Annotated in this window: 25 protein-coding genes; 6 read left to right on the top strand and 19 right to left on the bottom strand. The window is 63.4% G+C overall.

Features of this window, described 5'->3' with window-relative positions:
* Positions 1 to 84: 84 nt before the first annotated feature.
* Together ACHMW7_RS25850 and ACHMW7_RS25845 are read left to right on the top strand one after the other, a co-directional pair.
* The gene (locus ACHMW7_RS25850; protein WP_395451442.1) at positions 85 to 312 is read left to right on the top strand and encodes a hypothetical protein; all 228 of its coding nucleotides are present in this window, start codon (positions 85 to 87) and stop codon (positions 310 to 312) included.
* A 116-nt stretch (positions 313 to 428) separates the two neighbouring features.
* Complete coding sequence (locus ACHMW7_RS25845; protein WP_395448254.1) at positions 429 to 1,349, top strand: DMT family transporter; 921 nt, start codon at positions 429 to 431, stop codon at positions 1,347 to 1,349.
* 142 nt (positions 1,350 to 1,491) lie between these two features.
* Here ACHMW7_RS25845 and ACHMW7_RS25840 read toward each other — a convergent pair whose 3' ends face one another.
* The 3 genes from ACHMW7_RS25840 to ACHMW7_RS25830 all read right to left on the bottom strand — a co-directional run bounded on the left by ACHMW7_RS25840 (position 1,492) and on the right by ACHMW7_RS25830 (position 5,387).
* Positions 1,492 to 1,977 (bottom strand): CAP domain-containing protein, encoded by a 486-nt coding sequence (locus tag ACHMW7_RS25840; RefSeq protein WP_395448253.1) that lies wholly within the window; start codon positions 1,975 to 1,977, stop codon positions 1,492 to 1,494.
* An 81-nt stretch (positions 1,978 to 2,058) separates the two neighbouring features.
* Positions 2,059 to 4,500 (bottom strand): FAD-dependent oxidoreductase, encoded by a 2,442-nt coding sequence (locus ACHMW7_RS25835; RefSeq protein WP_395448252.1) that lies wholly within the window; start codon positions 4,498 to 4,500, stop codon positions 2,059 to 2,061.
* Positions 4,501 to 4,502: 2 nt separating this feature from the next.
* Positions 4,503 to 5,387 (bottom strand): phosphotransferase, encoded by an 885-nt coding sequence (locus tag ACHMW7_RS25830; protein ID WP_395448251.1) that lies wholly within the window; start codon positions 5,385 to 5,387, stop codon positions 4,503 to 4,505.
* Positions 5,388 to 5,706: 319 nt separating this feature from the next.
* On the opposite strand from ACHMW7_RS25830, the gene ACHMW7_RS25825 reads away from it, so the two are divergent.
* Positions 5,707 to 6,480 (top strand): DeoR/GlpR family DNA-binding transcription regulator, encoded by a 774-nt coding sequence (locus ACHMW7_RS25825; RefSeq protein ID WP_395448250.1) that lies wholly within the window; start codon positions 5,707 to 5,709, stop codon positions 6,478 to 6,480.
* Here ACHMW7_RS25825 and ACHMW7_RS25820 read toward each other — a convergent pair.
* Entirely contained in the window at positions 6,477 to 7,859 is a 1,383-nt protein-coding gene (locus ACHMW7_RS25820) for a sensor histidine kinase (RefSeq protein ID WP_395448249.1), read from the bottom strand. The genes ACHMW7_RS25825 and ACHMW7_RS25820 overlap by 4 nt on opposite strands.
* Positions 7,856 to 8,530 carry a response regulator transcription factor gene (locus tag ACHMW7_RS25815; RefSeq protein ID WP_395448248.1) on the bottom strand — a complete coding sequence of 225 codons (675 nt, stop codon included), beginning with the start codon at positions 8,528 to 8,530 and terminating at the stop codon, positions 7,856 to 7,858. Before ACHMW7_RS25815 ends, ACHMW7_RS25820 begins: the two co-directional genes overlap by 4 nt.
* A gap of 210 nt (positions 8,531 to 8,740) precedes the next feature.
* Here ACHMW7_RS25815 and ACHMW7_RS25810 point away from each other — a divergent pair, with 210 nt between their 5' ends.
* Both ACHMW7_RS25810 and ACHMW7_RS25805 read left to right on the top strand, forming a co-directional pair.
* Entirely contained in the window at positions 8,741 to 9,340 is a 600-nt protein-coding gene (locus ACHMW7_RS25810; RefSeq protein ID WP_395448247.1) for a class I SAM-dependent methyltransferase, read from the top strand.
* Positions 9,337 to 9,954, top strand: a complete 618-nt coding sequence (locus tag ACHMW7_RS25805) for a DedA family protein (protein WP_395448246.1) — start codon at positions 9,337 to 9,339, stop codon at positions 9,952 to 9,954. The genes ACHMW7_RS25810 and ACHMW7_RS25805 overlap by 4 nt, the downstream gene beginning before the upstream one ends.
* A gap of 36 nt (positions 9,955 to 9,990) precedes the next feature.
* On the opposite strand, the gene ACHMW7_RS25800 is transcribed toward ACHMW7_RS25805, so the two are convergent.
* From ACHMW7_RS25800 to ACHMW7_RS25735, 14 genes are all read right to left on the bottom strand, one after another.
* The gene (locus ACHMW7_RS25800; protein WP_395448245.1) at positions 9,991 to 10,308 is read right to left on the bottom strand and encodes a hypothetical protein; all 318 of its coding nucleotides are present in this window, start codon (positions 10,306 to 10,308) and stop codon (positions 9,991 to 9,993) included.
* Positions 10,309 to 10,350: 42 nt separating this feature from the next.
* Positions 10,351 to 10,713: a nuclear transport factor 2 family protein gene (locus ACHMW7_RS25795; RefSeq protein WP_395448244.1), complete on the bottom strand. Its 363-nt coding sequence runs from the start codon at positions 10,711 to 10,713 to the stop codon at positions 10,351 to 10,353.
* A gap of 69 nt (positions 10,714 to 10,782) precedes the next feature.
* On the bottom strand, positions 10,783 to 11,259 hold the full coding sequence (locus ACHMW7_RS25790) for a carboxymuconolactone decarboxylase family protein (RefSeq protein WP_395448243.1): 477 nt from the start codon (positions 11,257 to 11,259) through the stop codon (positions 10,783 to 10,785).
* Positions 11,260 to 11,364: 105 nt separating this feature from the next.
* The gene (locus ACHMW7_RS25785) at positions 11,365 to 12,927 is read right to left on the bottom strand and encodes an alpha/beta fold hydrolase (protein WP_395448242.1); all 1,563 of its coding nucleotides are present in this window, start codon (positions 12,925 to 12,927) and stop codon (positions 11,365 to 11,367) included.
* Positions 12,928 to 13,014: 87 nt separating this feature from the next.
* Entirely contained in the window at positions 13,015 to 13,245 is a 231-nt protein-coding gene (locus ACHMW7_RS25780) for a formate dehydrogenase subunit delta (RefSeq protein ID WP_246485497.1), read from the bottom strand.
* 10 nt (positions 13,246 to 13,255) lie between these two features.
* Complete coding sequence (gene fdhD, locus ACHMW7_RS25775) at positions 13,256 to 14,083, bottom strand: formate dehydrogenase accessory sulfurtransferase FdhD (RefSeq protein WP_395448241.1); 828 nt, start codon at positions 14,081 to 14,083, stop codon at positions 13,256 to 13,258.
* A gap of 152 nt (positions 14,084 to 14,235) precedes the next feature.
* Positions 14,236 to 17,115, bottom strand: coding sequence for a formate dehydrogenase subunit alpha (gene fdhF / locus ACHMW7_RS25770; RefSeq protein ID WP_395448240.1), 2,880 nt, complete (start codon positions 17,113 to 17,115; stop codon positions 14,236 to 14,238).
* A gap of 11 nt (positions 17,116 to 17,126) precedes the next feature.
* Positions 17,127 to 18,683 carry a formate dehydrogenase beta subunit gene (locus tag ACHMW7_RS25765; protein WP_395448239.1) on the bottom strand — a complete coding sequence of 519 codons (1,557 nt, stop codon included), beginning with the start codon at positions 18,681 to 18,683 and terminating at the stop codon, positions 17,127 to 17,129.
* Positions 18,680 to 19,159: a formate dehydrogenase subunit gamma gene (locus ACHMW7_RS25760; RefSeq protein WP_395448238.1), complete on the bottom strand. Its 480-nt coding sequence runs from the start codon at positions 19,157 to 19,159 to the stop codon at positions 18,680 to 18,682. The genes ACHMW7_RS25765 and ACHMW7_RS25760 overlap by 4 nt, the downstream gene beginning before the upstream one ends.
* A 141-nt stretch (positions 19,160 to 19,300) precedes the next feature.
* Positions 19,301 to 20,200 (bottom strand): LysR family transcriptional regulator, encoded by a 900-nt coding sequence (locus ACHMW7_RS25755; RefSeq protein WP_184772006.1) that lies wholly within the window; start codon positions 20,198 to 20,200, stop codon positions 19,301 to 19,303.
* A gap of 63 nt (positions 20,201 to 20,263) precedes the next feature.
* Entirely contained in the window at positions 20,264 to 20,641 is a 378-nt protein-coding gene (locus tag ACHMW7_RS25750) for a VOC family protein (RefSeq protein WP_395448237.1), read from the bottom strand.
* Positions 20,642 to 20,751: 110 nt separating this feature from the next.
* Positions 20,752 to 21,303, bottom strand: a complete 552-nt coding sequence (locus tag ACHMW7_RS25745; protein WP_395448236.1) for an SRPBCC family protein — start codon at positions 21,301 to 21,303, stop codon at positions 20,752 to 20,754.
* Between the two features lie 23 nt (positions 21,304 to 21,326).
* The gene (locus ACHMW7_RS25740; RefSeq protein ID WP_395448235.1) at positions 21,327 to 21,737 is read right to left on the bottom strand and encodes a DoxX family protein; all 411 of its coding nucleotides are present in this window, start codon (positions 21,735 to 21,737) and stop codon (positions 21,327 to 21,329) included.
* Positions 21,738 to 21,765: 28 nt separating this feature from the next.
* On the bottom strand, positions 21,766 to 22,179 hold the full coding sequence (locus tag ACHMW7_RS25735) for a VOC family protein (protein WP_395448234.1): 414 nt from the start codon (positions 22,177 to 22,179) through the stop codon (positions 21,766 to 21,768).
* 210 nt (positions 22,180 to 22,389) lie between these two features.
* Between ACHMW7_RS25735 and ACHMW7_RS25730 the strand changes: the two genes are divergently transcribed.
* On the top strand, positions 22,390 to 23,559 hold the full coding sequence (locus ACHMW7_RS25730; protein WP_395448233.1) for an Mrp/NBP35 family ATP-binding protein: 1,170 nt from the start codon (positions 22,390 to 22,392) through the stop codon (positions 23,557 to 23,559).
* Positions 23,560 to 23,677: the final 118 nt, after the last annotated feature.

Genomic DNA, 23,677 nt, shown 5'->3' with positions numbered 1-23,677 from the left:
ATAAAATCTACAATCGCACTCAAGATTCGCGCGATTGGCGGAAGGAATAGTGCCATGGTGTTGAGGACGGTTTGCTTGCTCTTCATGGTCGCTCTGCTTGGTGGCTGCGTGTCGTCGGAAGAACAGCGCACGCTCGACGAAGCAAAGTGCCGCTCCTATGGCTTCGCCAAGCGCAACGACGCCTTCGCCGAATGCCTGCAGCGCATCGAGCTCGACCGGCGCGCCGAATTCCGCCGCCGCAGCGACCTCGACGACTGGCCAATGACAAGGCCGATCGTGGTCTATCGGCCGGTTGTCGTCGCGCCCAAATAGCAGCTTTGTCGCGCTGCGACGCAGCAACGCATGGTCCAGGCCAGATAGGTCTCGCCATCGACGTTTCAAGGGCATAAATAGCCGTCATCCGGGCGGGTTGCCCGGCGGATGGCACCATGACATTTCGACAAGCCTTGGCCCTCCCGAAGAACAATCTGGTTCTTGCGGGCATTCTGCTCATGTTGCTGGGCGACTTCATGTTCGCGCTCAACGACGCCATGGGCAAATGGCTGGTCACCAGCTTCTCCGTCGGGCAGGTGCTGTTCATCCGCTCGATCGGCGCTTTCATCATCCTCGGCCCGATGATTGCCAAGCAAGGCGTCGGGCCCTTGACCAAGGTCGAGCGCCCCGGCCTGCAGGTGTTGCGCGTCGTCCTTGCCACTGCCGATACCGGGTTTTTCTATGCCGCCGTCGCCTATCTGCCGCTGGCCGACGTCATGACCTTTTATATGGCCGGCCCGATCTACATCGCCGCACTTTCGCATTTCTTCCTTGGCGAAAAGGTCGGCTGGCGCCGCTGGATCGCCATCGTGCTCGGCTTCTGTGGTGTGGTCATCGCACTGCGCCCATCGACCGCTTCATTGTCCTGGCCGTCGCTGTTTGCCATCGTCGGCAGTCTGTCCTTCGCGGTCACGCTGATCCTCAGCCGCAAGCTGCGCGCCACCAACGACACCACGCTGGTTACCTGGCAGACGCTGGGTGCCCTTGCCGCTGGCGGCGTGCTGGCGGTGGCCGACTGGCGCACGCCGAGTGCGCTCGACTGGTCGGCGATGCTGCTGCTCGGCGTCGTCTCGTGTGCTGCGCATCTGATGATCACGCGCGCGCTCAAGCTGGCGCCGGCCTCGCTTCTGGCACCGCTGCAATACACGCTGCTTCTGTGGGCGGTGGTCATGGGCATCGCCTTCTTCGGCGACTACCCCGATGCGCAGGGGCTTGTCGGTTCGGCGATCATCGTCCTTGCCGGCCTGTTCATCTTCCACCGTCAGAAGGTGGTGGACAAGGCCGAGCCTGAAACGGTCCCGACCAGCGTTCACTGATCTGGTCGACCCTCATCCGGCTGCCGGTGCTGGCCTGCAATTGGCTGGCTGTTTGAGGTGCCTGAACCCGTCGGCGCCTTCGTCACCGTCTCGGAAATGAGACCTGCCGACGGTCAAGAAATCTGCCCATCGAAGGCCGAAGCTACCGCCCCAGCACGAGCGCCCAGTAGCGCCTGTCGCTGCCCTTGGCCTCGCGCACATAGGCGAGGCCGAATTTGCCGAAGCGGGGGTCGAGCATGTTGCGGCGATGGCCAGCCGAATTCATCCACATCGAAAACAGCTTGGCCGGCTCCATGCCGCCATGGGCGATGTTTTCGGCCGCCGCACCAGCGACGCCATTGTCGTCCATGCGCGCGGCGAAATCCTTGCCCCAGCCGGTGGTGTGCTCCATCTTGCCGCTGCGCGCCATATAGGCTGCCTGCTGCAGCGCGGCGCGTTCCAGCGTGGAATCGGGGCGGAGCGGCGGCAGGCCATGCTCCGAGCGGATGGTCTGGAGATAGGCGATGCCCGATGCCGAAGCGCCAGCACCATCGCCGGCTACGTTCGAACCGGTCTGGCAGGCGGCCAGGAAAAACAGGCCACCCAAAGCCGCAGCCTTCGTCGCCATGCCCATCATCCGCTTTGCCATGATCAAGTCCTTGTCTGGTCGCCGTCTTTGGCCGACCGTTGATAAGGCAGATCATGGCTTTTTGGCGAGCGGCAGCGCTGCTCAGGCCTTCACCCTGGCAGCTGTCGGGTCGAACATTGGCTCGAGATGGATTGTGGCGGGTACCCTTTCCGTCGCCACGACAAGCTGATAGGTACCCGATTTGAGGAAGGCGTCGCTGACCCCGGCCGCGTTGCGGACATAGCCATAGCCGATGTTTTTGCCAATCGTGTAGCCATAGCCGCCGCTGGTGAGATAGCCGACCGGCTGGCCGTCGCGCAGGATCGTCTCACGCCCGACCAGCACCACATCCTTGTCGTCGACGGTGAAGCCCGTGAGCCGCTTGGTCAGCGCTGCGCCGCTGAGCTTTTCCAGCGCCTTTCGCCCGAGGAAATCGGTGTCCTTCCTGAGCTTCACCGCCCAGCCCAGCCCGGCCTCGAATGGCGTGTCGTTGGGCGTGATGTCGGAGCCCCAGGCACGGTAACCCTTTTCCAGGCGCAGCGATTCCAGCGCACGATAGCCGACGGGGCGGATGCCGTGCGGCTTGCCTGCTGCCATCAGCGCGTCGAACACCTCGCCGGTGGCCGCGATCGGCACATGCAGTTCCCAGCCAAGTTCGCCGACATAGGTGACGCGCAGCGCCCTGACCAGCGTTCCCGCTATGGCGAGTTCCCTGACATGGCCGAACGGGAAGCCGGCGTTTGAGACATCGGCGTTCGTGGCAGCCTCTAGTACCTTCCTTGCACTCGGCCCCATCAGCGACAGCGTGCCATACTGCTCGGTGACGTCTACCAGCTTGGTGTCCAGCCCTGATGGGATATGGTCGCTGATCCAGGCGAGGTCATGCGTCCGGAAGCCGGTGCCGGTGACGATGTAGAACCTGTCATCAGCGAGCCGCGCCACGGTGAGGTCGGCCTCGATGCCGCCGCGCGTGTTGAGCAACTGCGTGTAGGTCAGTCGCCCCGCCGGCTTGGACACGTCGTTGGCGCAGATGAAGTCGAGCGCCTTCTGCGCATCCTTGCCCGTCATCTCGTATTTGGCGAAGGACGACTGGTCGAACACGCCGACTGCTTCGCGAACATGGCGGTGCTCGTCGCCGACCGGTGTGAACCAGTTCTGCCGGCCCATCGAATAGACGTCCTTTGCTTCCGTGCCCGCAGGCGCGAACCAGTTCGGCCGCTCCCATCCGAGCTTGGAGCCGAATACGGCGCCAAGCTGTTTCAGCCGCTCATAGAGCGGCGAGACGATATGGGGCCGCCCGCTCTGATACTCCTCATGCGGAAAGCCGATGGTGTAGTGCTTGCCATAGGCTTCGAGCGTGCGGTCCGACACCCAATTGCGATCGCGGTGCAGGTTCGAGAAGCGCCTGATGTCGACGACCCACAGGTCGAGAGGCGCTTCGCCATCGACCACCCACTGCGCCAGCACCCAGCCGGCGCCGCCGCCCGAGGCGATGCCGAAGGCATTGAAGCCGGCGCCGACGAACATGTTGGAGCACTCGGGCGCCGAACCGAGGATGAAATTGCCGTCGGGGGTAAAACTCTCCGGGCCGTTGATCATCTGCTTGACGCCGACGGTCTCCAAAGCGGGAACACGCGCGATGGCCTGCATCATATGCTGCTCGAAATGGTCATAGTCGTCGTCGAACAGGCGGAACTCCCAGTCATTGGGCACGTCGCCCGTGGTCCATCCTTGCGGGTTCGGCTCATAGCCGCCCATGACCAGCCCGCCGACCTCCTCCTTGAAATAGGTGCGCCGGTCGGGATCGCGCAGCGTCGGCGCATCGGTCGAAAGCCCCGGCACCTTCTCGGTGATGATGTACTGGTGCTTGACCGGCTGCAGCGGCACGTTGATGCCGGCCATGGCGCCGACCTGCCGTGCCCACTGTCCGGCGCAGTTCACCACCTTGTCGCAGGTGACGTCGCCCTGGTCGGTCTTCACACTCAGGATGCGGCCGTCCTTCATCTCGAAGCCGGTCACGCGCACATTCTCGAACAGTTTCGCGCCGTGCATGCGCGCGCCCTTGGCCAGCGACTGGGTGATGTCGGAGGGGCTCGCCTGGCCGTCCGTCGGCAGCCATGAAGCGCCGACGAGATCCGAGGTTTCCATCAGGGGCCACATGCGCTTGACCTCTTCGGGCGACACCAACTGCATGTCCATGCCGAAGCTCTTGGCCGTGGTCGCCAGCCTCTTGTATTCGGTCCAGCGGTCCTGGTTGGTGGCGAGCCGCAGGCAACCGGTCATCTTCCAGCCGGTGGCAAGCCCGGTCTCGGCCTCCAGCCCCTTGTAGAGATCGACCGAATATTTGAGCACGCGCGTGATCGACGCCGACGAGCGCAACTGGCCCACCAACCCCGCGGCATGCCAGGTTGAACCAGAGGTCAGCTTGCCTTGTTCGAGCAGGATGACGTCGGCCTTGTGGTCGCGGGCGAGGTGATAGGCCGTCGAGCAGCCGATGATGCCGCCGCCGATGACGACGATCTGGGCATGTGAGGGGAGGGCCATGATCAGAGCTTTCCGTATTGCGTGCGATAGGTTTCGAGCGCGACCTCGAGCTTCTCGAGATTCTCGGCGGTGTAGGCGACATAGTCGACGCCGGGGGCGGAGAGATGGAGTTCCGACACCATGCTCCACATCGCCTCGCGCAGCAGCGAGGCGCATTGCATCGCCGTGTGCGAGCGGCGGATCGCCTGGTCCGGCTTGCCACCGAAATAGACGCTTAGCAGTTCGTCGGACTCCTCCAACGTCATGCCCGCATTGGAAGCGGTGCCGGCAAGGTCGAACATCGCGGTCGAAAAGCCGGCATATTCGAAATCGATCAGCCACAGCCTGCCGCCGTCGTCGAGGAAGTTGGCCGGCAACAGGTCGTTGTGGCTGAAGATAACAGGCAATGGCGCCTGCGCTTTTTCAAGCCTGTCCGCCAATGCGAGATAGCGCGGAAGTTCCGCTGTCATGCGGCTGTTGCCGGCGGCAAGCGTGCGGGCATAATCGCGAATGACGTGGAAAGCCCAGAACATGAAGCCGGGCCCCGACACGTGGCGGGGCATCTCGTCGTGGAAGCGGCGGATGAGCTGGGCGATGTTGGCGGCATTGGCCCGCACGTCGTCGGCGCCATAGGTCCTGGCGCCGAGGAATTCGGTTACCATCACACCCGGCTCGGCATATTGCAGCTCCGGTGCAAAGCCCGCCTCATAGGCGGCCTTGGCCACCATCACCTCGCGGTCGCGGAAGACGTGGTGGAACGGGAAATCCTTGCCAAAGCGCACGACATGGCGGCCCGATGCGTCTGAGACTACCCAGCTTTCATTGCTGATGCCGCCCTTCAGAGGCGCGATCGTCACCGTCCCGCTCCACAGCGGCAAGGCACGGATGCGGTCCTCGCTTGTTGTCATCCAGCCCCTCCACGCTGTGGACGGCGCGTTCCCCGTTGTCGCGCCCCGTGCATGCCCCCGAAAATCGGAATCGATTTTTGGCAAGAGGCATGCACCGATTCAAAGTTCTACAGCGTCCTTTGCGCGTCCTACTGGACGCGCGGCGCTGTAGGCTTTTTGGGTGGTAGTCTCACGCAGCGGAAGCGCCGATGTCAATGTGAGTTTGTGGTTTTTGTTGTTTTTCTGACCGTATCTGTTGAGAAGTTTCGCGATACTGCGGTAGACTCGGGCAGGATTTTCCTCAGTTGCGGCCATGCCGCCATTCGACCAGGGCCGAACGATGAACCATTCCAAGCGTCATAGTGAGATCCTGCGCCTGCTCAATGACGAGGGCACGATCACCATCGCCGACCTTGCCGACAAGCTCGGTGTGTCGCTCGAAACCGTGCGCCGCGACGTCAAGCCGCTGACCTCCGCCGGTTCGATCCTCAAGATGCATGGTTCCATCGGCCTGCCGTCGGTGGTGGGCGAGGCGCCTTTCGAACGGCGCATGCGCGACAATGCCGAAGCCAAGCGCGCCATCGCCAAGGCAGTCGCCGCCACCATCCATGACGGTGAGTCGGTCATGCTCGATACCGGCACCACCACCAGCTATCTCGCACGTGAACTGCTCGGCCACCGCCGGCTGACCGTCGTCACCAATTCTTCCGACATCGCCCGCACGCTGGCAACAGTGAACGGCAACAAGGTCTATATGGCCGGCGGTGAATTGCGCAGCGACAGCGGTGCTGCCTTCGGCGTGTCGGCGATCGAGTTTGTCAGCCGCTTCGCCGTCAGCCATGCGGTGATCTCGGCCGGTGCTGTCGACGCCGCCAATGGGGTGATGGACTACAATCTCGAGGAAGCCGAGTTCGCCCGCGTGGTGCTGGCACGTGGCCAGCGCTCGGTCGTCGTCACCGACCACAGCAAGTTCGGTCGTCAGGGGCTTGTCCAGGTCTGCGGCTTCTCCGGCTTTAGCGAACTCGTCACCGACAGGCAGCCGTCCGAAGACCTGGCCCAGGCGCTCAGCGACGCCGGAGCGCAACTCACCATCGCGGGCCAGGCCAGGACTTAGGCCTGTGCGAAGACCAGCCTGAAGCAGGCGCCCTTCCTGTCGCTGCCGGCGAGCTCGATCCGGCCGCCATGGATCTGCATGATTTCGTGCACCAGATTGAGGCCGAGGCCCGCACCATGGCCGCGCGGGCGCAGCCGATAAAACGGCTCGAAGATCTTTTCCCGCTCCGCTGCCGGCACGCCGTCGCCTTCGTCCGAAACCTCGATGGTGGCCGGGCTGTTGACGCCGATGGTGATCCGGCCAGCATTGCCGCCATGTTCGATCGCGTTCTGCACCAGATTGGTGATCGCGCGCTCGACGGCGGTTCGGTCGCCATTGGCGAACAGCTCGCCGCGTGCCGGCTCGAACGACATTTCGTAGCCGGCTGCGAAGGCCATTGGCGCCAGATCGACGACGACCCCGCGCGCCACCGCCACGAGATCGAAACGGGTGAATTGTTGCGTCTGCCGGCCGAGGCGCTGGATGTCGAGCAACTGGTCGGTCAGCGTCGATAGCCGCGCCGTATCTTGCAAAAGCCGCGCCCGTTCGGGTGTTGCCGGCAGCGAGGTGATGCGGGTGTTGAGGATGGCGACCGGCGTGCGCAGTTCATGCGCTGCGTCGATTAGGAAGCGTTTGTGCCGTTCATAACCCTTGTCAAGGCGGTCGAGCGCGCCGTTGACCGCCCTCACCAGCGGCGCGATCTCCGAAGGGATGCGCTCCACCGGCAGCCGCACCCCGCGTTCGTCGATGTCGATCCGCTCGGCCAATACTGCGGCCTGGCGCAGGCCGCGGAAGGCACTGCGCACCACGAGCGGGATCACCAGCAGCGTTGCCACCGCCATCACGCCGCCGATGGGCAGGATGATCTCCAGGAACAGTTCCGGTGTCACGTCGAGCAGCGCCGAAACCCTGAAACGACCTTGCGCGCCGGTGAATATCTGCACTTTTCCAGCGCTAGTGTCATACCACTGCACGGTCGCGGCGGGCAGGGTCGAGCCCTTCTTCCAGACCAGCTTGGCGTTGTCGATATGATCGAGCGCGGCGGCCATGCGGGTGAATTCGGGCGGGATCGTGCCTTCCTTCAGCATGTGCCCCTGTTCGTCGCGCAACACGAACCAGAGGTCGGGCACTTCCTCGCGCAGATCCTGCAGGCGCGCTGTGTTCTTGAGCACAAGCTCGCCGGCATCGTCCCGGCGCACCACCTTGCGCAGCACGTCGACCGCCCGGCCCTCGTAATTCTCCGGGATGACGCCGGTGACGATCAGGGCGCCGAGGATCATGCCGATCAGCAGCGTCAGCAGGATCACCTGCAGGATCACCAGACGCCACACCAGCCGCCATTTCAGCGAGATCGGGCGGAAGAAACGCCCCAGCAGGCGGATGATCTTCTGAATGGTCATGAAATCTCGCGCAGGAGGTAGCCGACGCCGCGCACGCCATTGATTTCGACCTTGGCGTCAGCTTCCGCCAGCTTGCGACGAAGCCGCGACACATGCGTGTCGAGCGCATTGGACTGGATTTCGTCGTCGAGGCCGAACACCGCTTCCATCAGCGACGAACGCTGCACCATGCGGCCCGTCCGCCGCAACAGCGCTTCCAGCACCAGCAGCTCGCGGCGCGGCAAGGTCAGCGGATCGCCGCGGACCAGAACCTCGCGATGGCCGAGATCGAAGGCCAGGTCGCCGGCGCGGATAACCTGCGTCTGTACATTGGCCGGCCGGCGCAGCAGGGCGCGCAGACGCGCCAGCAGTTCCTCGAAGGCGAAGGGCTTGGCCAGATAGTCGTCAGCGCCCATGTCGAGCCCGTCGACCTTGTCGGAGGTATCGCTGCGCGCAGTCAGCACCAGCACCGGCGTCGCGTTGCCGCGCGCCCGGATCTTCGGCACCAGCGTCAGGCCGTCGCCGTCCGGCAATTGACGGTCGAGCAGGATTGCGTCGTAGTTCTCGCTGGCGGCAAAATCGCCAGCCTCCAGAAGCGATGCCGCGTGATCCACGACCATGTCATATCGCCGCAACGCCGTTTTCAAAGCCGACGCCAGTTCTGGCTCGTCTTCCACAAGCAATATGCGCATTTGTTTCCTCGAAGGGCCCCTCGGTGCCGCCCGGCTATTCCCCCAACATTGCAGAAGCATTGCGAAATGAAGACGGCGAACGGGTGCAGCGGCCAAAATGACTGGTTCTGTGCTTTTCACGCAATGCATGTGTAATCCAGTGGCCTCAAACAGCTTTCGCTAAAGGCCGGCGACCGATTCGCTGGCAGACGATTTCGAAAGAGGTTCGCAATGGCCGCAAATGACACTTTATCCTTTCTCATGGCATGGGCCACCGCACCACTCAAGGTCGCGTCCATCACGCCGTCCAGCACCAGCCTGGCGACGCTGATGACCCAAGAGCTTGGTCCCGACACCGGACCGGTTCTCGAGCTTGGCGCCGGCACCGGGCCGTTCACCCGCGCCATGCTGGCGCGCGGCGTCAAGGAAAGCGACATGACGCTGATCGAGTTCAACTCCGATTTCGCCCATTTGCTCAGGCACCGGTTCCCCAAATCCCGTGTACTGGAGATGGATGCGGCCGAACTGCGCTACCGGCCGATCTATGACGGCCCGGTCGCCGGTGCCGCCATCAGCGGCCTGCCGTTCCTGGCAATCCCGCCGCGCCAGACGTTGGCCATCCTCGAAGGCGTTTTTGCCAATGTCAGGCCCGACGGGGCGATGTATATGTTCACTTACGGCTTCCGATGCCCTATTGAACAGCCGCTGCTCGACAGGCTCGATCTCGAAGTGACACGCATTGGCCATACTTTCCGCAATCTGCCGCCGGCGGCTGTCTATCGGATCACCAGGATGAAGCCGGCAAAGAGTTATGACTGGCGTTTTGCATGATTCCATCGATCCTGGGCTTCGGTCTGCTCGGCGCGGCATGTCTTGCCTTCACCGAAAAGATTTCGCCGATCCCACCGTCACATGTGCTGCTGCTGTTTCTCGGCATGACGGCAGCACCCGATGTGCCGATGCTTGTCGCGCTGATGCTGGCGACAACGCTCGGCTCGACCCTGGGATCGATGATCTGGTACAGCGGTGGCAACTGGCTGGGGCCTGACCGCGCCGACGCAGCGGTCAAGCGGTTCGGCAAGTACATCTTCCTCAAGCACGCGACCTATCAGAGGCTGACGCAGGCCTATCGCCGCAACAACTTCCGAGCTTCGCTGATCGCCCAGCTCGTGCCGGTGGCGCGGACCTATCTCGCGCTCGAAGCGGGTGTCCTCAGGCTGTCGTTCGTGCCCTTCGCGCTCGCCACGATGACCGGTGCCTTCATCTGGAATGCCGCCTTCCTGATCGGCGGCTATTTGATGCGCGACAGCGACCACGACCCGGTGACGATCGGTTTCCGCATCATCGCCATCGTCGTTGTCGCCGAGATCATCTTTCTCATCGGCCTGCGGCACAGTACCCGAGGGACGGCCAAGGACCATCCCTCGGGCGAAACGCATCCCTAGGCCTGCGGCGGTAGCCCGCCGCAGGCAGGAGCCGGTCTAGTCCTGGATCACCCGATAGAAGTTCCAGTAGGACGAGCCTGAGACCACGAAAGGCTCGAGCTTCTTTCCCCATTGGGCGTGGGCGTCGATCTTGGAGATCTTGGCGAACATCTCTTCGATCTGCGCCAGGCTTTCGACTGTGTGGTTGACCTCGACGGTGGCTTCCTTGGCGCCGATCGACCCGGTCAGGATCTGCATCGCCATCTTGTCGGTCCCGGCCTGCGGACCGATTTCCCGTTCCCATTGGCGCAACAGATCGATGGCGCTTTGCTTGTGCCCGAAGCGGGCATCGATCTTCCAGCGTGCGACGAACATGGCTTCCTCCCATCTTGCAGGCGACCATTCGCCTGCATTCGATCACTCGTCCCAGGCCTGCACGACGGTTTGCCGCGCGATCTTGCCGTCCTTGAGTTCCAGCATGGCCGCACAGAAAACCTTGGTGCCGTCGGGGTAGGCACAGTCCTGCGAGAAAGCGAGATTGTCGCCTTGCGCAATCGTTAGGTCGACACGATGGCTCATCGCGCGGCTGCAGATATCGTCCCAGAAGGTGGTGATCGCCGCTCGCCCGCGGATTTCGCGCGGCTTGCTGGGCGGGTTGTTGCGGTCGATGACCCGCACCAGCGCGTCGTCGGCATAAAAGCTGGAGAGCATCGGGCCGTCACGGCCTTCGATCGCCTTCTTGATCGAGGCACCGGTGACGGCTTCCTTGGTGGCAAGCATTTTATCCTCCTGTCGGCCGGCCTTCGGGCGGCCCTGTGTTGGTGGTGGTTCCAGACCGGAACCGGGAAGCTATTGCGACTTCGCCTTGGCGGCGGCCATCGCCGTGTCGACCTCTTGCTTGAACTGTGGGAAGTCGACCTGCATGCCGTTCAGCACCGTCGACCAGTGGCGAACGACAGCCGCCATCGCCACCGCCTCGCGGATCTCTTCGTCCGTCGCGCCATTGGCCTTGGCGGCCGCGGTGTGGAAATAGATGCAATATCCGCACGGAATCTGGGCAGCGACGGCCAGGCCGACCAACTCCTTGGTCTTGCCGTTCAACTCGGTCTTGGGATTGAGCTGTATGCCCTTGAACTCGGCCCAGGCGCCTGAAATGCCCGACTCCGGAAACGCCTTGAAGAAGCTGGGCACCGAGCCGAGCGTGGCTTCGATGTCCTTGTAGGTTGCCGCAGCCGAGCTGTCTTCGGCGACAGCATTCGAAACGACCAGCGCGGCGAAACCTGCGGCCATCGCCAGCGTGGTGAGCATTCCACTTGCCTTGGTCATGTCTTCCTCCATTGGCAGGTTCGAGGCGCTGTTTCCGCCTGCCTGCATGGGAAAACTGTAGTCCCGGGCGCCGCATCACCGCTTCGCCCGAACAGGCCACTGGTCCTATGGCCCGTCCGGGCCAGTCTGACGGACCGCGAAAGCCGCCGCCGCCGCCCGTGATGGCAGGTCAAGCTTCATCAGGATGTTGGCGACATGGCGCTTCACCGTGTGTTCGCTGAGGCTGAGTTCGGCGGCGATCGCCGCATTGCTCTTGCCGTCGGCAATCAGCGCCACGACTTCATTCTCACGCGCCGTCAGGGCTGAAGGTTCAACCGCGATCGCTCGGCTTCGGCACGCCGGTTCGAGGTGTTGTTCCGACGTCGCCTCGACAAGTGTCAGGGGGCCGTCGAACTCGTCGAGCGCCATGCGACCGGCATCAACGAAATGCACGCCCGAACCAGTAGCGATTTCGGCGACAAGGCGCGATGCGAGTATGCCGCCGCGCCCGGCATGCTCGGCGATCTTGACGGCGACGCGTACAGTCAGGCCCGAAGGCGGGCCCCGCGCCTCGATCTCGCCGACATGCACGCCCTGGGCGCTGGCAATGCCGATGCCCTGGGCTGTGTCGCGCAGTGCCGCCGCACAGCGGATGGCGCGCGCCGGCCCGTCGAAACGCGAAATCGCGATGTCGCCATACTGGTCGGCCAAGCGGCCGCCATGACGGACGACAAGCAGGCGTAAAGCTTCCTGGAAACGCTGGCTGCGTTCGCTCCACATCCGGTCGCCCAGACGCGCCGTATCCGAGATCCGCGTCACCAGAAGGGCCGCCAGCACACGCTCGGTGTCGGGTGGTGCATGCGTGCCGGTCAGGAATTCCTCGATCAGGTCGGCGACCCGGTTGACGTCGCCGGTCCAGATCGGATGGTCGCGCCCGGGGATCTCTACGAGCCGCGCCCCTGGTATCTTCTGTGCGAGATAGCGGCTGGCCTCGGGGTCGACCCGCGCGTCGTTGCGGCGGTGAATCAGCAGCGTTGGCGCCCGGATGCTGGCGAGGGCGCCGCGCACGTCGATTTCGGCGTTCATGCGGGCAAGTGCCGCCGCCGCGGTCGGGCTCGCCGACAGCCGCTCGAAACGCGCCCACCAGGCGGCGAACCTGATATCGTCGAGCCGCCCCGGGGCGAAGTTCTGAAGCGTAGCACCTGTGCCCCAGTTTGTCTCGGCCGCATCGATGAAGGCCTGCAACCGCGTTGGGTCCATCACCCATTTGTGGAACTGGGCGTAGCCGGCATAAAGCACCAGCGAACGCGTTCGCTCGGGGTAGGTGGCGGCAAACAGGATTGCCATCGGCGCGCCTTCCGAAGCGCCGAGGATCGCAGCACGGCTGGAGCCCGCCGCATCCATCACGGCGCGCACGTCGTCCATGCGTGTTTCGAGGCTGGGTAGCGCGTGCGCGTCGACACGGTCGGAGAGGCCGGTGCCACGCTTGTCGAACAGGATCAGCCGGGAGAAGGCGGAGAGGCGCGACAACAGCCGGCTGTAGCCCTCGTCTTCCCAGTGCAGGTCGAGATTGGAGATGAAACCGGGAACAAAGACAAGGTCGAGCGGACCCTGGCCAACCACCTGATAGGCGATCCGGACGTCACCGCTGCGCGCATATCGAGTAGCGATCGGCCTTGGCACAGCCATTCCGCCTGCGACTTGCATCAGGAATGGCTAAGATAGCAGGTTTCAGGCTGGAAGGTGAGGGGCCTTCGCCTGGCCCCGCTGCTGCGCTCAGGCCGCGTCCTGCCTGGGGCGGCGGATCGTGGCGGCCGCTTCGATCACCAGTGGCTTCATGCCCTTGCCGCCTTCATCGAACATCTCGAAGAACTGGCGCCGCATGCGCGGATCCCAGAAATCGTTGATGTGCTTGGCGACACCGGCCACACCCTCGTCATGCGGCTTGGTTTCGAAGAAGGTCGCGATCTGGTTCGCCATGTAGACGAGCTTTTCCTTCGTCCCCATCTTGTGCTCTTCATGCGACATTTTTGGCGGCTCCGGTACTGACGCGGTCTGGATGGGTGAAGATGTCGAAATCGTCGCCACGCACGAGCGCGATCAGCGTCATGCCGGCCTGTTCGGCGGTGCGGATGGCCAAGGCTGTCGGCGCCGACACGGCAATGATGAAGGGCGCGCCGATGGCCGCCGTCTTCTGCACCATTTCCACCGACACCCGGCTGGTCACCACCACGGCGCCCGAGCCGCCGTCGATGTGGGCCTTGTCGAGCGCGCCGGCAAGCTTGTCGAGCGCATTGTGGCGGCCGACGTCCTCGCGCGCCGCGACAATGCCCTTGCCGGGCACATAGAAGCCGGCGGCGTGGACCGCGCCGGTTTCGGCGTGCAGCGGCTGGACTTTGGACAAGAGCTTCACCGCCTGAACGATGTCATCAGCTGAAAGCCCTAGTTTCGGCTGGTGTACGTCGTCGACCGAGCGCATCGCTTCTTCGATGGATTCGATGCCGCACAGGCCACAGCCGACAGGGCCGGCGAGGCGGCGGCGGCGCTGCTCGAAGCGCTTGTTGGCCTTGTCCTTGAGCCTGATCTGGATATCGATGCCGGCCTCGACGTCCTGAACCTCGATCGACTCGATTTCATCAACCGAGCCGATGATGCCTTCGGTCAGCGAGAAGCCGAGCGCGAAATCTTCGAAGTCGGCCGGGCTCGCCATCATCACCGCATGGGTGGTGCCGCCGTAAGACAGCGCGATCGGCGTCTCTTCCGGCACCATGCGGTTGGCCACCGTCGTGCCGCTCGCCCGGCGGGCGAGACGGCTTGTCTGGGTGATGGCGGGGCGGTCGGTCATCGTTCTTCTCCCCGTTTACGGGGAGAAGATGCCGGCAGGCAGATGAGGGGCAGCGCAAACCTGTCGAGGCTGGCACAGCCCCTCATCCGGCCTTTCAGGCCAGCTTCCCCCGTGAACGGGGAGAAGGCAAGGCTTGCGTCCTGTGCACGATCCTACTCCGCGGCTTCCAGATGGCCGGCGATGCGGCGGCTCTGCTGCGCCTGCTCGTTGTAGCCCTTCTGCCATTCCGACGGCCCGTTGGAGGCGCCGACCTGAACCGCTGTCACCTTGTACTCCGGACAGTTGGTTGCCCAGTCCGAGAAGTCGGTGGTGATGACGTTGGCCTGCGTGTCGGGGTGGTGGAAGGTGGTGTAGACCACGCCCGGCGACACCCTGTCGGTGATCTGTGCCCTGAGCGTCGTTTCGCCGGCCCGGCTCTGCAGCCGCACCCAGTCGCCATCGCGCAGGCCACGATTTTCGGCATCGTGCGGGTGGATTTCCAGCAAGTCTTCGGCATGCCAGGCGACGTTTTCGGTGCGCCGGGTCTGCGCGCCGACATTGTACTGGCTGAGGATGCGGCCGGTGGTCAAAAGCAGCGGGAAGCGCGGGCCGGTCTTTTCGTCGGTCGCGACATATTCGGTGCGGATGAACTTGCCCTTGCCACGGACGAAGCCGTCGATGTGCATGATCGGCGTGCCTTCCGGAGCCTTCTCGTTGCACGGCCACTGTACCGAGCCCATTTTCTCCAGGAACTCGTAGGAGACGTTGGCGAAGCTCGGCGTCGTCTTGGCGACCTCGTCCATGATCTCGGACGGATGCTGGTAGTTCCAGTTCAGGCCCATCGCCTGGGCGAGGCGCTGCGTCACTTCCCAGTCGGCGAGACCGTTCTTCGGTGCCATGACCTTGCGCACGCGGTTGATGCGGCGCTCGGCGTTGGTGAAGGTGCCGTCCTTCTCGAGGAAGGTCGAGCCGGGCAGGAAGACGTGGGCGTAGTTGGCGGTCTCGTTGAGGAACAGGTCCTGCACGACGACGCATTCCATGGCTTCGAGACCTGCCGAGACGTGCTTGGTGTCGGGGTCCGACTGCAGGATGTCCTCGCCCTGGATGTAGATGCCCTTGAAGGTGCCGTCGACGGCGGCATCGAGCATGTTGGGGATGCGCAGGCCCGGCTCATTGTCGAGCTTGACGCCCCACAGGCTGTCATAGATGTCGCGCACGGCGTCGCCCGAAATGTGGCGGTAGCCCGGCAGTTCGTGCGGGAACGAGCCCATGTCGCAGGCGCCCTGAACGTTGTTCTGGCCGCGCAGCGGGTTCACGCCGACGCCCTTGCGGCCGATGTTGCCGGTCAGCATGGCGAGGTTGGCGATGCCGATGACCGTCGTCGAACCCTGGCTGTGCTCGGTGACGCCGAGGCCATAATAGATCGCGCCGTTGCCGCCGGTGGCATAGAGGCGGGCAGCGCCGCGGATCGTCTCGGCCGGAACGCCCGAAAGCTTCTCGACTTCCTCGGGGCTGTGGCGCGGGTCGGAGACGAATTCGGCGTAATCCTGGAATTCCGACCAGTCGCAGCGCTCGCGGATGAACTTCTCGTCGAACAGGCCTTCGGTGACGATGACATGCGCGATTGCGGTGACCACCGCAACGTTGGTGCCCGGCTTCAGTGCGAGGTGGTGCTCAGCCTCGATATGGGCCGACTTCACCATCTCGGTGCGGCGCGGATCGATGACGATCAGCTTGGCGCCGGCGCGCAGACGCTTCTTCAGGCGCGAAGCGAACACCGGGTGAGCCGAGGCCGGGTTGGCGCCGATGATCAGCGCGACGTCGGTGTCTTCGACCGAGTCGAAGTCCTGGGTGCCGGCCGACGTGCCATAGGTCTGGCCGAGGCCGTAGCCGGTCGGCGAATGGCAGACACGGGCGCAGGTGTCGACGTTGTTGTTGCCGAAACCCTGGCGGATCAGCTTCTGGACGAGGAAAGTTTCTTCGTTGGTGCAGCGCGACGAGGTGATGCCGCCGATGGCGCCACGGCCGTACTGATACTGGATGCGGCGGAATTCCTTGGCGGTATGCGTCAGCGCCTCTTCCCATGACACTTCGCGCCACGGATCGGAGATCTTCTCGCGGATCATCGGGTTGAGGATGCGCTCCTTGTGCGTGGCATAGCCGTAGGCAAAGCGGCCCTTGACGCAGGAGTGGCCGCGATTGGCCTTGCCGTCCTTCCACGGCACCATGCGCACCAGCTCGTCGCCGCGCATTTCGGCCTTGAACGAGCAGCCGACGCCGCAATAGGCGCAGGTGGTGACGACGGAATGCTCAGGCTGGCCGATCTGGATGACCGACTTTTCCGTCAGCGTCGCCGTCGGGCAGGCCTGCACACAGGCACCACAGGACACGCACTCGCTGTCGAGGAACAGTTCATGTGCGCCCGGCGACACGCGAGAGCCGAAGCCACGGCCTTCGATGGTCAGCGCGAAGGTACCTTGCACCTCTTCACAGGCACGGACGCAGCGTGAGCAGACGATGCACTTGGAGGGGTCGTAGGTGAAGTAGGGGTTGGACTCGTCCTTGGCCATCCACTTGAAGTTTTCGACGCCGTCGTTCTTGGCGCGAACGTGGTTGTCGCCTTCATAGCCATAGCGCACGTCGCGCAGGCCGACAGCGCCGGCCATGTCCTGCAATTCGCAGTCGCCATTGGCAGCACAGGTCAGGCAATCGAGCGGGTGGTCGGAGATATAGAGCTCCATCACGCCCTTGCGGATGTCCTTGAGACGGCCGGTCTGGGTGTGGACCACCATGCCGGGCATGACAGGCGTCGTGCAGGACGACGGCGTGCCGTTGCGGCCTTCGATCTCGACCAGGCAAAGCCGGCACGAACCGAAGGCGTCGACCATGTCGGTGGCGCAGAGTTTCGGAATGGCGATGCCCGCTTCCATCGAGGCGCGCATGATCGAGGTGCCTTCCGGCACTGTGACCTCGAAGCCGTCGACGGTCAGCGTGATCTGCTTTTCAGACTTGGAGGCAGGGGTGCCGAAGTCGATTTCTTGAATGAGACCCATGATGTTGTCTCCTATTCCGCTGCCTGGGCGACCGCTGCCGGCCGGAAATCTTCGGGGAAATGGTTGATGGCGCTCATCACGGGGTAGGGCGTGAAGCCGCCAAGCGCGCACAGCGAACCAAACTTCATCGTGTTGCAGAGGTCGGTCACCAGCGCGAGCTGCTTTTCCGGCTCGATGTTCTGCTTGAGCTTGTCGAGCGTCTCGACGCCACGCGTCGAGCCGATGCGGCAGGGCGTGCACTTGCCGCAGCTTTCGATGGCGCAGAATTCCATGGCAAAGCGTGCCTGCTTCAGCATGTCGGCGCTGTCGTCGAAGACAGTGATGCCGGCATGGCCGATCAGGCCGTCGCGCTTGGCAAATTCTTCGTAGTCGAACGGCGTGTCGAACAGCGCGCGCGGGAAGTAGGCGCCAAGCGGGCCGCCGACCTGTACCGCCTTGACCGGACGGCCAGTCGCGGTGCCGCCGCCGATCTCGTCGACGATCTCGCCGAGCGTCAGGCCGAAGGCCACTTCGAACAGGCCGCCATGCTTGACGTTGCCGGCGATCTGGATCGGGATGGTGCCGCGCGAGCGGCCCATGCCGAAGTCCTTGTAGTACTGGGCGCCCTTGTCCATGACGATGGGCACGGAGGCGAGCGAAATGACGTTGTTGATGACGGTCGGTTTGCCGAACAGGCCCTGGATCGCCGGCAGCGGCGGCTTGGCGCGCACCACGCCGCGCTTGCCTTCGAGGCTGTTGAGCAGCGAGGTCTCTTCGCCGCAGACATAGGCGCCAGCACCCGAGCGGATCTCGATGTCGAAGCCTTGGGAGGATCCGAGAACGCTGTTGCCGAGCACGCCGGCGCGCCGCGCCACCTTGACCGCCTTTTCCATCACCGCGATGGCGTGCGGATATTCCGAGCGGATGTAGACGTAGCCCTTGGTGGCGTGGGTCGCGAGGCCAGCGATCGCCATGCCTTCGATCAGCACGAAGGGGTCGCCTTCCATGATCATGCGGTCAGCGAAGGTAGCCGAGTCGCCTTCGTCGGCGTTGCAGACGATGTATTTCTGCTCGCCTGGCGTATCGAGGACGGTCTTCCACTTGATGCCGGTCGGGAAACCCGCACCGCCGCGACCGCGCAGGCCGGACTCGGTGACCTGCTTGACGATGTCGGCGGGCGCCATGGCCACAGCCTTGCGCAAGCCGACGAGGCCGCCATGCGCTTCGTAATCTTCCAGTGACACCGGATCGGTGATGCCGCAACGGGCAAAGGTCAGGCGCGTCTGCTTGGCGATGAAAGGCAGCTTTTCCGGGTCGCCGAGCGACAGCTTGTGCTGGCCGCCTGAGACAAGGCCTGCGTCAAACAGCGAGGCGACGTCCTTGGCCGTCACAGGGCCGTAGGCGACGCGGCCTGCTTCCGTCGCCACTTCAACCATCGGTTCGAGCCAGTACAGGCCGCGCGAGCCGTTGCGCACGATTTTGGCGTCGATGCCGCGCGCTGCAATTTCTTTTTCGACCGCCTTGGCGACCTTTTCGGCGCCGAGCGACAGCGAACCCGAATCGCCGGGAGTGTAGATCGTCACGCTCATGAGCGGATCTCCTCGGCAATTTCATCGATCTTGTCGGCATCGAGCCGGCCGATCACTTCGCCGTCGAGCATCGCCGCTGGCGCACAGGCGCACAGGCCGAGGCAGTAGATCGGCTCCAGTGTCACGGCGCCGTCCTTGCTTGTCTCGTGGAAGCCGATGCCGAGCTTCTGCTTGATCTGGGCGGCGATCGCGTCGCTGCCCATCGACTGGCAGGCTTCGGCCTGGCAGACCTTGAGCACATGCCGGCCGGCCGGGTGGTGGCGGAAATCGTGGTAGAAGGTGAAGACGCCGTGCACTTCGGCACGCGACAGGTTCAGCGCTTCCGCGATGATCGGCAGCGTTTCCTGCGGAACATAGCCAAACTCCTCCTGGACGCCATGAAGGATCGGGATCAGCGGACCCTCGAGGTTCTTCAATTCGCTGATCACCGCGGCGGTTCGCGCGGTGAGTTCGGTACTTGCTGGCTGCATGACCACGCAGCGCCCTCCCTGACACTGGCGCCTGACTTGGGCGCTATATCCCTATTGAACCCGATCTTTGGGGCCGGAATCAATAAAGCTGTTTCGTCACATGATAAAAATTTTCTATCGAGTGGACGAAAGCAGGGGCATCATAGCTCACGCCTTGCGGCGGAAATCGCCTGCCAGCGTCATGGCTTCGTCAAGCAGCGCCTGGACCAGCGTGGTGTTGGGATCACGCCGCGCCACGACGAGCCCGACGGTGTGGCTGGCATCCGGCTCGACGATCGGAATGGCCCGGATCGGTTCGGCAAAACCGAACGTTTCCGCCAGGTTGAGCGGCATGATCGACGACCATTTGCCGGTCCTGATATGTGAAAACAGCACGATCATCGAGTTCGATTCGAGTGTCGGCCGCACCTGCACGCCGGCGTCGGCGAGATGCTGGTCGATGATGCGGCGGTTCTGCATGTCAGGGGTCAAAAGGCACAGCGGCAGCGTGCTGACCTCTTCCCATGTCACCTTGTCGCGATCGGAATATTCGTTCCCCACCGCCGTGATCAGTTGGTAACGCTCGGCGTAAAGCGGCACGCTGGTCACCCGGCCGAGCGGCTCGTTGTCGAGATAGGTGATTCCCGCGTCGATCTCGAAATTGCCGAGCAGCGACAAAACCTCGATCGAAGTGCGCGACAGGATCGAGAAGGTGACGCCGGGATGCTTTTCGCGGAACGGCGTCGTCAGCCTAGGCACCATGGCGAGCGCTGTCGGGATGGCGGCAATGCGGATACGCCCGGAAAGGCCATGGCGGGCGGCGCGCATTTCCTCGCGCATGGCGCGGGTGTCGCCGACGATGCGGCGCGCCCAGTCCAGCACCTGCCGGCCTTCCGGCGTCAAGCCCTGGAAGCGCGAACCGCGCTGCACCAGCATCACGCCCAATATGTCCTCGAGCTGCTTTATGCCGGCGGACAGCGTCGGCTGGGTGACGCCGCATTCCTCTGCGGCGCGGCCGAAATGTTGCTCCCTTGCGAGTGCGATGAAGAACTCAAGCTTGTCTATCATGCCGGAAGGCTATCCGGCGCCGACCGGATTAGCCAGTCTTCACAATGGACTACCGCATCAAAATCATTGGTTGATGAGGTTGAGGATATTGCCGTCGGGATCCTTGAACCAGGCGACCTTGAGCTCGCCGAAGACGTGGACGTCGCCTTCGAGCCTGACATCGGGCATGTCGTAATGTTCGAAATGTACGCCTTTCGACTTCAGCTCCTCGACCATTCGCTCGATCTTGTCGCCCACGGCCCAGGTGACAGCCGTCGCCTTGTTGGTTCCGGCATAATCCGAGCGGTAGACATTGATCATGGTATCGCCGCTCTTCAGCACCGACACCTCCGCGCCCATATGCTCGACCTCCTTGAGGCCGAGCGTGCCCTCGTAGAAGGATTTGGCGCGTCCGAGATCCTTGACGGCCAGATTGGCAACGGCATTGATTTGACCAAGCATGTCAGTCTCCTCTTTGTTTGCCCCCGCTTTCAGGTGAAGCCCTGCTTTCAGCTAGCGATAGTGCCGCCCCGGTGGGGTGACAGGTCTTGCTGCGCGTCAGATCGGCAAGTTCATGAGCCGGCAAGGCGTTTCCGCTCGGCGATCGCCTTGAGGTTGGCGAGGCCCTTTTCGAAGTCCTTGCCGACCATCTTGTCGAAGTTCATGAACACTTGCATCACCTTGGACATGAAGGGCGATGGACCTGTCATTTCCCAGTTCAGGCGCGTTTTGCCGCCCTGTGGCGCCATGGTGAAGCGAGCCACATTGTGCGCTTCGAACGGCTTCAGGAAGTCGAGCTTGATGACCACCTTGTTTGGTGCCGTCACCTCGGTGATCTCCATCCGGCCACTGCCGACCTTTTTGTTGCCTTCCCATTCGTAGACCGCGCCGCGGCCGGACTCCGCACCGCTCATCTTGCGCTTGAGGTCGGGGTCGAGCGCTTCCCATGGCGACCAGTCGCGCCAGTTGTGGAAGTCGTTGATCAGCGGAAAGATGGCCTCCGGCGCGGCGTCGATATCGGTCCTTCGCTGAATGGTGAAAGTGGCTGGCTTGGTCGCGGCGATCGCCAGGACGACAAGGATCGCAAGCACGACAAGTCCGAAGATGATGGCAAGAATTGGCATGGTCGTCTCCTGAAACGGCTGGATCAGCGGCGGAAGGGGATCAGCGCCTGCAGGCGCGGGTCACGCAGGTAGAGCCCGCCCCAGGCCATCAGCCCGAGATAGACGCCGAACATGGTGTGCGAAAACATCGGGTTGCCGACGCGCAGGTGGATGGCGATCGCACCGCCGAGATAGCCGGTCAGGAGAATCGCACCGAGGATCGCGGTCCGCGGCCAGGCGTAGAGTGCCGTGCAGACAAGCGTCAGTACGCCGAGGGTCCGGGCCAATTCAGGTGGAAAGCCGAGTGCAGCGGTGGTTTCGACCACCACCTGCAGCGGCACGAGCTTGATCACCGCGTCAAAGACCAGGAATGCGATCAGGGCGCCGCTCAGCACGCGGCCGGTCCAAAGTGCTGCGTTCGAAATGGCAGGAGTTTCAATGGCTGAATGCGTCATGTTTTCCTCGTAAGATCTTTTGTGCTGCTTATTCGCCGGCGTTGCCACTGCTGATCATCCACGGCGTACCGAATTTGTCCTTCACCATGCCGAAACCCTTGGCCCAGAAGGTCGGGCTGAACGGCATGTTGACGGTGCCGCCATCGGCAAGCGCAGCGAAGATGGTTTCGGCCCTGGCCAGGTCGTTGGTATCGACCGACACCGAAAATCCCGACATCTCCGTCCGGTATTGTGGTGGTGCGTCGGAGGCCATGATCGACTGGTCGCCGATGACGAGCTGGGCATTGATGATCTTGTCTTGCCATTCCTCGGAGACGTCTTTGCTGGCGGGCGTTTCGCGGTGAGTAAGCATGCCGACGATCTCGCCGTCGAATACTTTGGCATAGAACTCGAAAGCTTCGCGGCAGTTTCCGTTGAACAAGAGATAGTTGACGAATTTCATCGCTGTTCTCCAAGATGATTTCGCTTCGTATGCCCCAAGGACGATGCAGCCAGCGCCGATCCTACATGCGGGCGAAAATTTCTTTGCCCGACAATATGGGGCGTTCGGCTGGCTTTCCCATCGGGCAGGGGCCGCTGCCATTTCGGGTAGCTTGGTTCTTGCGGCAAACTGCATTATCTGATGCCCAACAGGCAGCAGCAGGTTCGACACATGACAGTCACCAAAGAAATCGTTGTGGAGCGTCTCAAGACGGTCAACGGCCCGGATTTCTCAGGCAACATCGTCGATCTCGGATTGGTTTCCGACATCTTCATCGCCGACGGCAAGGTGTTCTTCTCGATCACCGTTCCGGCCGCGCGCGCCCAGGAGATGGAGCCGCTGCGCGCCGCAGCCGAGCGTGTCGTGAAAGCGATTCCCGGCGTCAATGGCGCCGTCGTGGCGCTGACCGCCGAAAAGAAGGGCGGCGGCATGGAAGCGCCGGTGCCATCAAAGCCGGCAGCACCCCGTCCGGCGCCTGCACCGGCTGCGCGCCCCGTTCCGCCTGCACCTGCCTCGCAAAGCCAGGGCAAGCGCGGCGTGCCGGGCATCGACGCGATCATCGCTGTCGCTTCCGGCAAGGGCGGCGTCGGCAAGTCGACGACCGCCGTCAACATCGCGCTCGGTCTAGCCGCCAATGGCCTCAAGGTCGGCGTGCTCGATGCCGACATCTACGGCCCGTCAATGCCGCGCCTGCTCAACATCCATGGCCGCCCCGAGACCGTCGACGGCAAGATCCTCAAGCCGATGCAGAACTACGGCCTCAAGGTGATGTCGATGGGTTTCCTCGTCGACGAGGAGACGCCGATGATCTGGCGCGGCCCGATGGTCATGTCGGCGCTGACCCAGATGCTGCGCGAGGTCGAATGGGGCCCGCTCGACGTGCTCGTCGTCGACATGCCGCCCGGCACTGGCGACGCCCAGCTGACCATGGCGCAGCAGGTGCCGCTGGCCGGTGCCGTCATCGTCTCGACGCCGCAGGACCTCGCCCTGATCGACGCCCGCAAGGGCCTGAACATGTTCAAAAAGGTCGATGTGCCGCTGCTCGGCATCGTCGAGAACATGAGCTATTTCATCGCCCCCGACACCGGCAAGCGCTACGACATTTTCGGCCATGGCGGCGCGAGGAAGGAAGCTGAGCGCCTTGGCGTCACCTTCCTCGGCGAAGTGCCGCTGGAAATGGGCATCCGCGAAAGCTCCGACGCCGGCACGCCGGTCACGGTGTCGAAACCGGAGGGCGCCGAAGCCAAGATCTATCGTGACATCGCGACCAAGGTCTGGGAGCGGATCCAGGAAGAGAAGGGTGCATCCGAGGCGGCTGTGCCGACCATCGTGTTCGAATAGGGGCGTTTTCCGTCGCTGCGCGGTATTCGAATGCGGTGCGCGACTGCCTAGAGGTAAAGTTCTTTCACGCCCCCCTCGTGGGGGGATACGGGGGCGTGACGTGACGCTCCCTGGTCGT

The sequence above is a fragment of the Aminobacter sp. UC22_36 genome (assembly GCF_044056035.1).
In the GTDB taxonomy this organism is placed as follows: domain Bacteria; phylum Pseudomonadota; class Alphaproteobacteria; order Rhizobiales; family Rhizobiaceae; genus Aminobacter.
This window is presented reverse-complemented; position numbering and strand designations above follow the sequence as displayed.

What these genes read in the sequence shown, in the direction of transcription:
- ACHMW7_RS25850 (WP_395451442.1), top strand. Translation starts at nt 85, where the DNA reads ATGGTCGCTCTGCTTGGTGGCTGCGTGTCGTCGGAAGAACAGCGCACG.
- ACHMW7_RS25845 (WP_395448254.1), top strand. Translation starts at nt 429, where the DNA reads ATGACATTTCGACAAGCCTTGGCCCTCCCGAAGAACAATCTGGTTCTT.
- ACHMW7_RS25840 (WP_395448253.1), bottom strand. Translation starts at nt 1,977, where the DNA reads ATGGCAAAGCGGATGATGGGCATGGCGACGAAGGCTGCGGCTTTGGGT.
- ACHMW7_RS25835 (WP_395448252.1), bottom strand. Translation starts at nt 4,500, where the DNA reads ATGGCCCTCCCCTCACATGCCCAGATCGTCGTCATCGGCGGCGGCATC.
- ACHMW7_RS25830 (WP_395448251.1), bottom strand. Translation starts at nt 5,387, where the DNA reads ATGACAACAAGCGAGGACCGCATCCGTGCCTTGCCGCTGTGGAGCGGG.
- ACHMW7_RS25825 (WP_395448250.1), top strand. Translation starts at nt 5,707, where the DNA reads ATGAACCATTCCAAGCGTCATAGTGAGATCCTGCGCCTGCTCAATGAC.
- ACHMW7_RS25820 (WP_395448249.1), bottom strand. Translation starts at nt 7,859, where the DNA reads ATGACCATTCAGAAGATCATCCGCCTGCTGGGGCGTTTCTTCCGCCCG.
- ACHMW7_RS25815 (WP_395448248.1), bottom strand. Translation starts at nt 8,530, where the DNA reads ATGCGCATATTGCTTGTGGAAGACGAGCCAGAACTGGCGTCGGCTTTG.
- ACHMW7_RS25810 (WP_395448247.1), top strand. Translation starts at nt 8,741, where the DNA reads ATGGCCGCAAATGACACTTTATCCTTTCTCATGGCATGGGCCACCGCA.
- ACHMW7_RS25805 (WP_395448246.1), top strand. Translation starts at nt 9,337, where the DNA reads ATGATTCCATCGATCCTGGGCTTCGGTCTGCTCGGCGCGGCATGTCTT.
- ACHMW7_RS25800 (WP_395448245.1), bottom strand. Translation starts at nt 10,308, where the DNA reads ATGTTCGTCGCACGCTGGAAGATCGATGCCCGCTTCGGGCACAAGCAA.
- ACHMW7_RS25795 (WP_395448244.1), bottom strand. Translation starts at nt 10,713, where the DNA reads ATGCTTGCCACCAAGGAAGCCGTCACCGGTGCCTCGATCAAGAAGGCG.
- ACHMW7_RS25790 (WP_395448243.1), bottom strand. Translation starts at nt 11,259, where the DNA reads ATGACCAAGGCAAGTGGAATGCTCACCACGCTGGCGATGGCCGCAGGT.
- ACHMW7_RS25785 (WP_395448242.1), bottom strand. Translation starts at nt 12,927, where the DNA reads ATGGCTGTGCCAAGGCCGATCGCTACTCGATATGCGCGCAGCGGTGAC.
- ACHMW7_RS25780 (WP_246485497.1), bottom strand. Translation starts at nt 13,245, where the DNA reads ATGGGGACGAAGGAAAAGCTCGTCTACATGGCGAACCAGATCGCGACC.
- fdhD (WP_395448241.1), bottom strand. Translation starts at nt 14,083, where the DNA reads ATGACCGACCGCCCCGCCATCACCCAGACAAGCCGTCTCGCCCGCCGG.
- fdhF (WP_395448240.1), bottom strand. Translation starts at nt 17,115, where the DNA reads ATGGGTCTCATTCAAGAAATCGACTTCGGCACCCCTGCCTCCAAGTCT.
- ACHMW7_RS25765 (WP_395448239.1), bottom strand. Translation starts at nt 18,683, where the DNA reads ATGAGCGTGACGATCTACACTCCCGGCGATTCGGGTTCGCTGTCGCTC.
- ACHMW7_RS25755 (WP_184772006.1), bottom strand. Translation starts at nt 20,200, where the DNA reads ATGATAGACAAGCTTGAGTTCTTCATCGCACTCGCAAGGGAGCAACAT.
- ACHMW7_RS25750 (WP_395448237.1), bottom strand. Translation starts at nt 20,641, where the DNA reads ATGCTTGGTCAAATCAATGCCGTTGCCAATCTGGCCGTCAAGGATCTC.
- ACHMW7_RS25745 (WP_395448236.1), bottom strand. Translation starts at nt 21,303, where the DNA reads ATGCCAATTCTTGCCATCATCTTCGGACTTGTCGTGCTTGCGATCCTT.
- ACHMW7_RS25740 (WP_395448235.1), bottom strand. Translation starts at nt 21,737, where the DNA reads ATGACGCATTCAGCCATTGAAACTCCTGCCATTTCGAACGCAGCACTT.
- ACHMW7_RS25735 (WP_395448234.1), bottom strand. Translation starts at nt 22,179, where the DNA reads ATGAAATTCGTCAACTATCTCTTGTTCAACGGAAACTGCCGCGAAGCT.
- ACHMW7_RS25730 (WP_395448233.1), top strand. Translation starts at nt 22,390, where the DNA reads ATGACAGTCACCAAAGAAATCGTTGTGGAGCGTCTCAAGACGGTCAAC.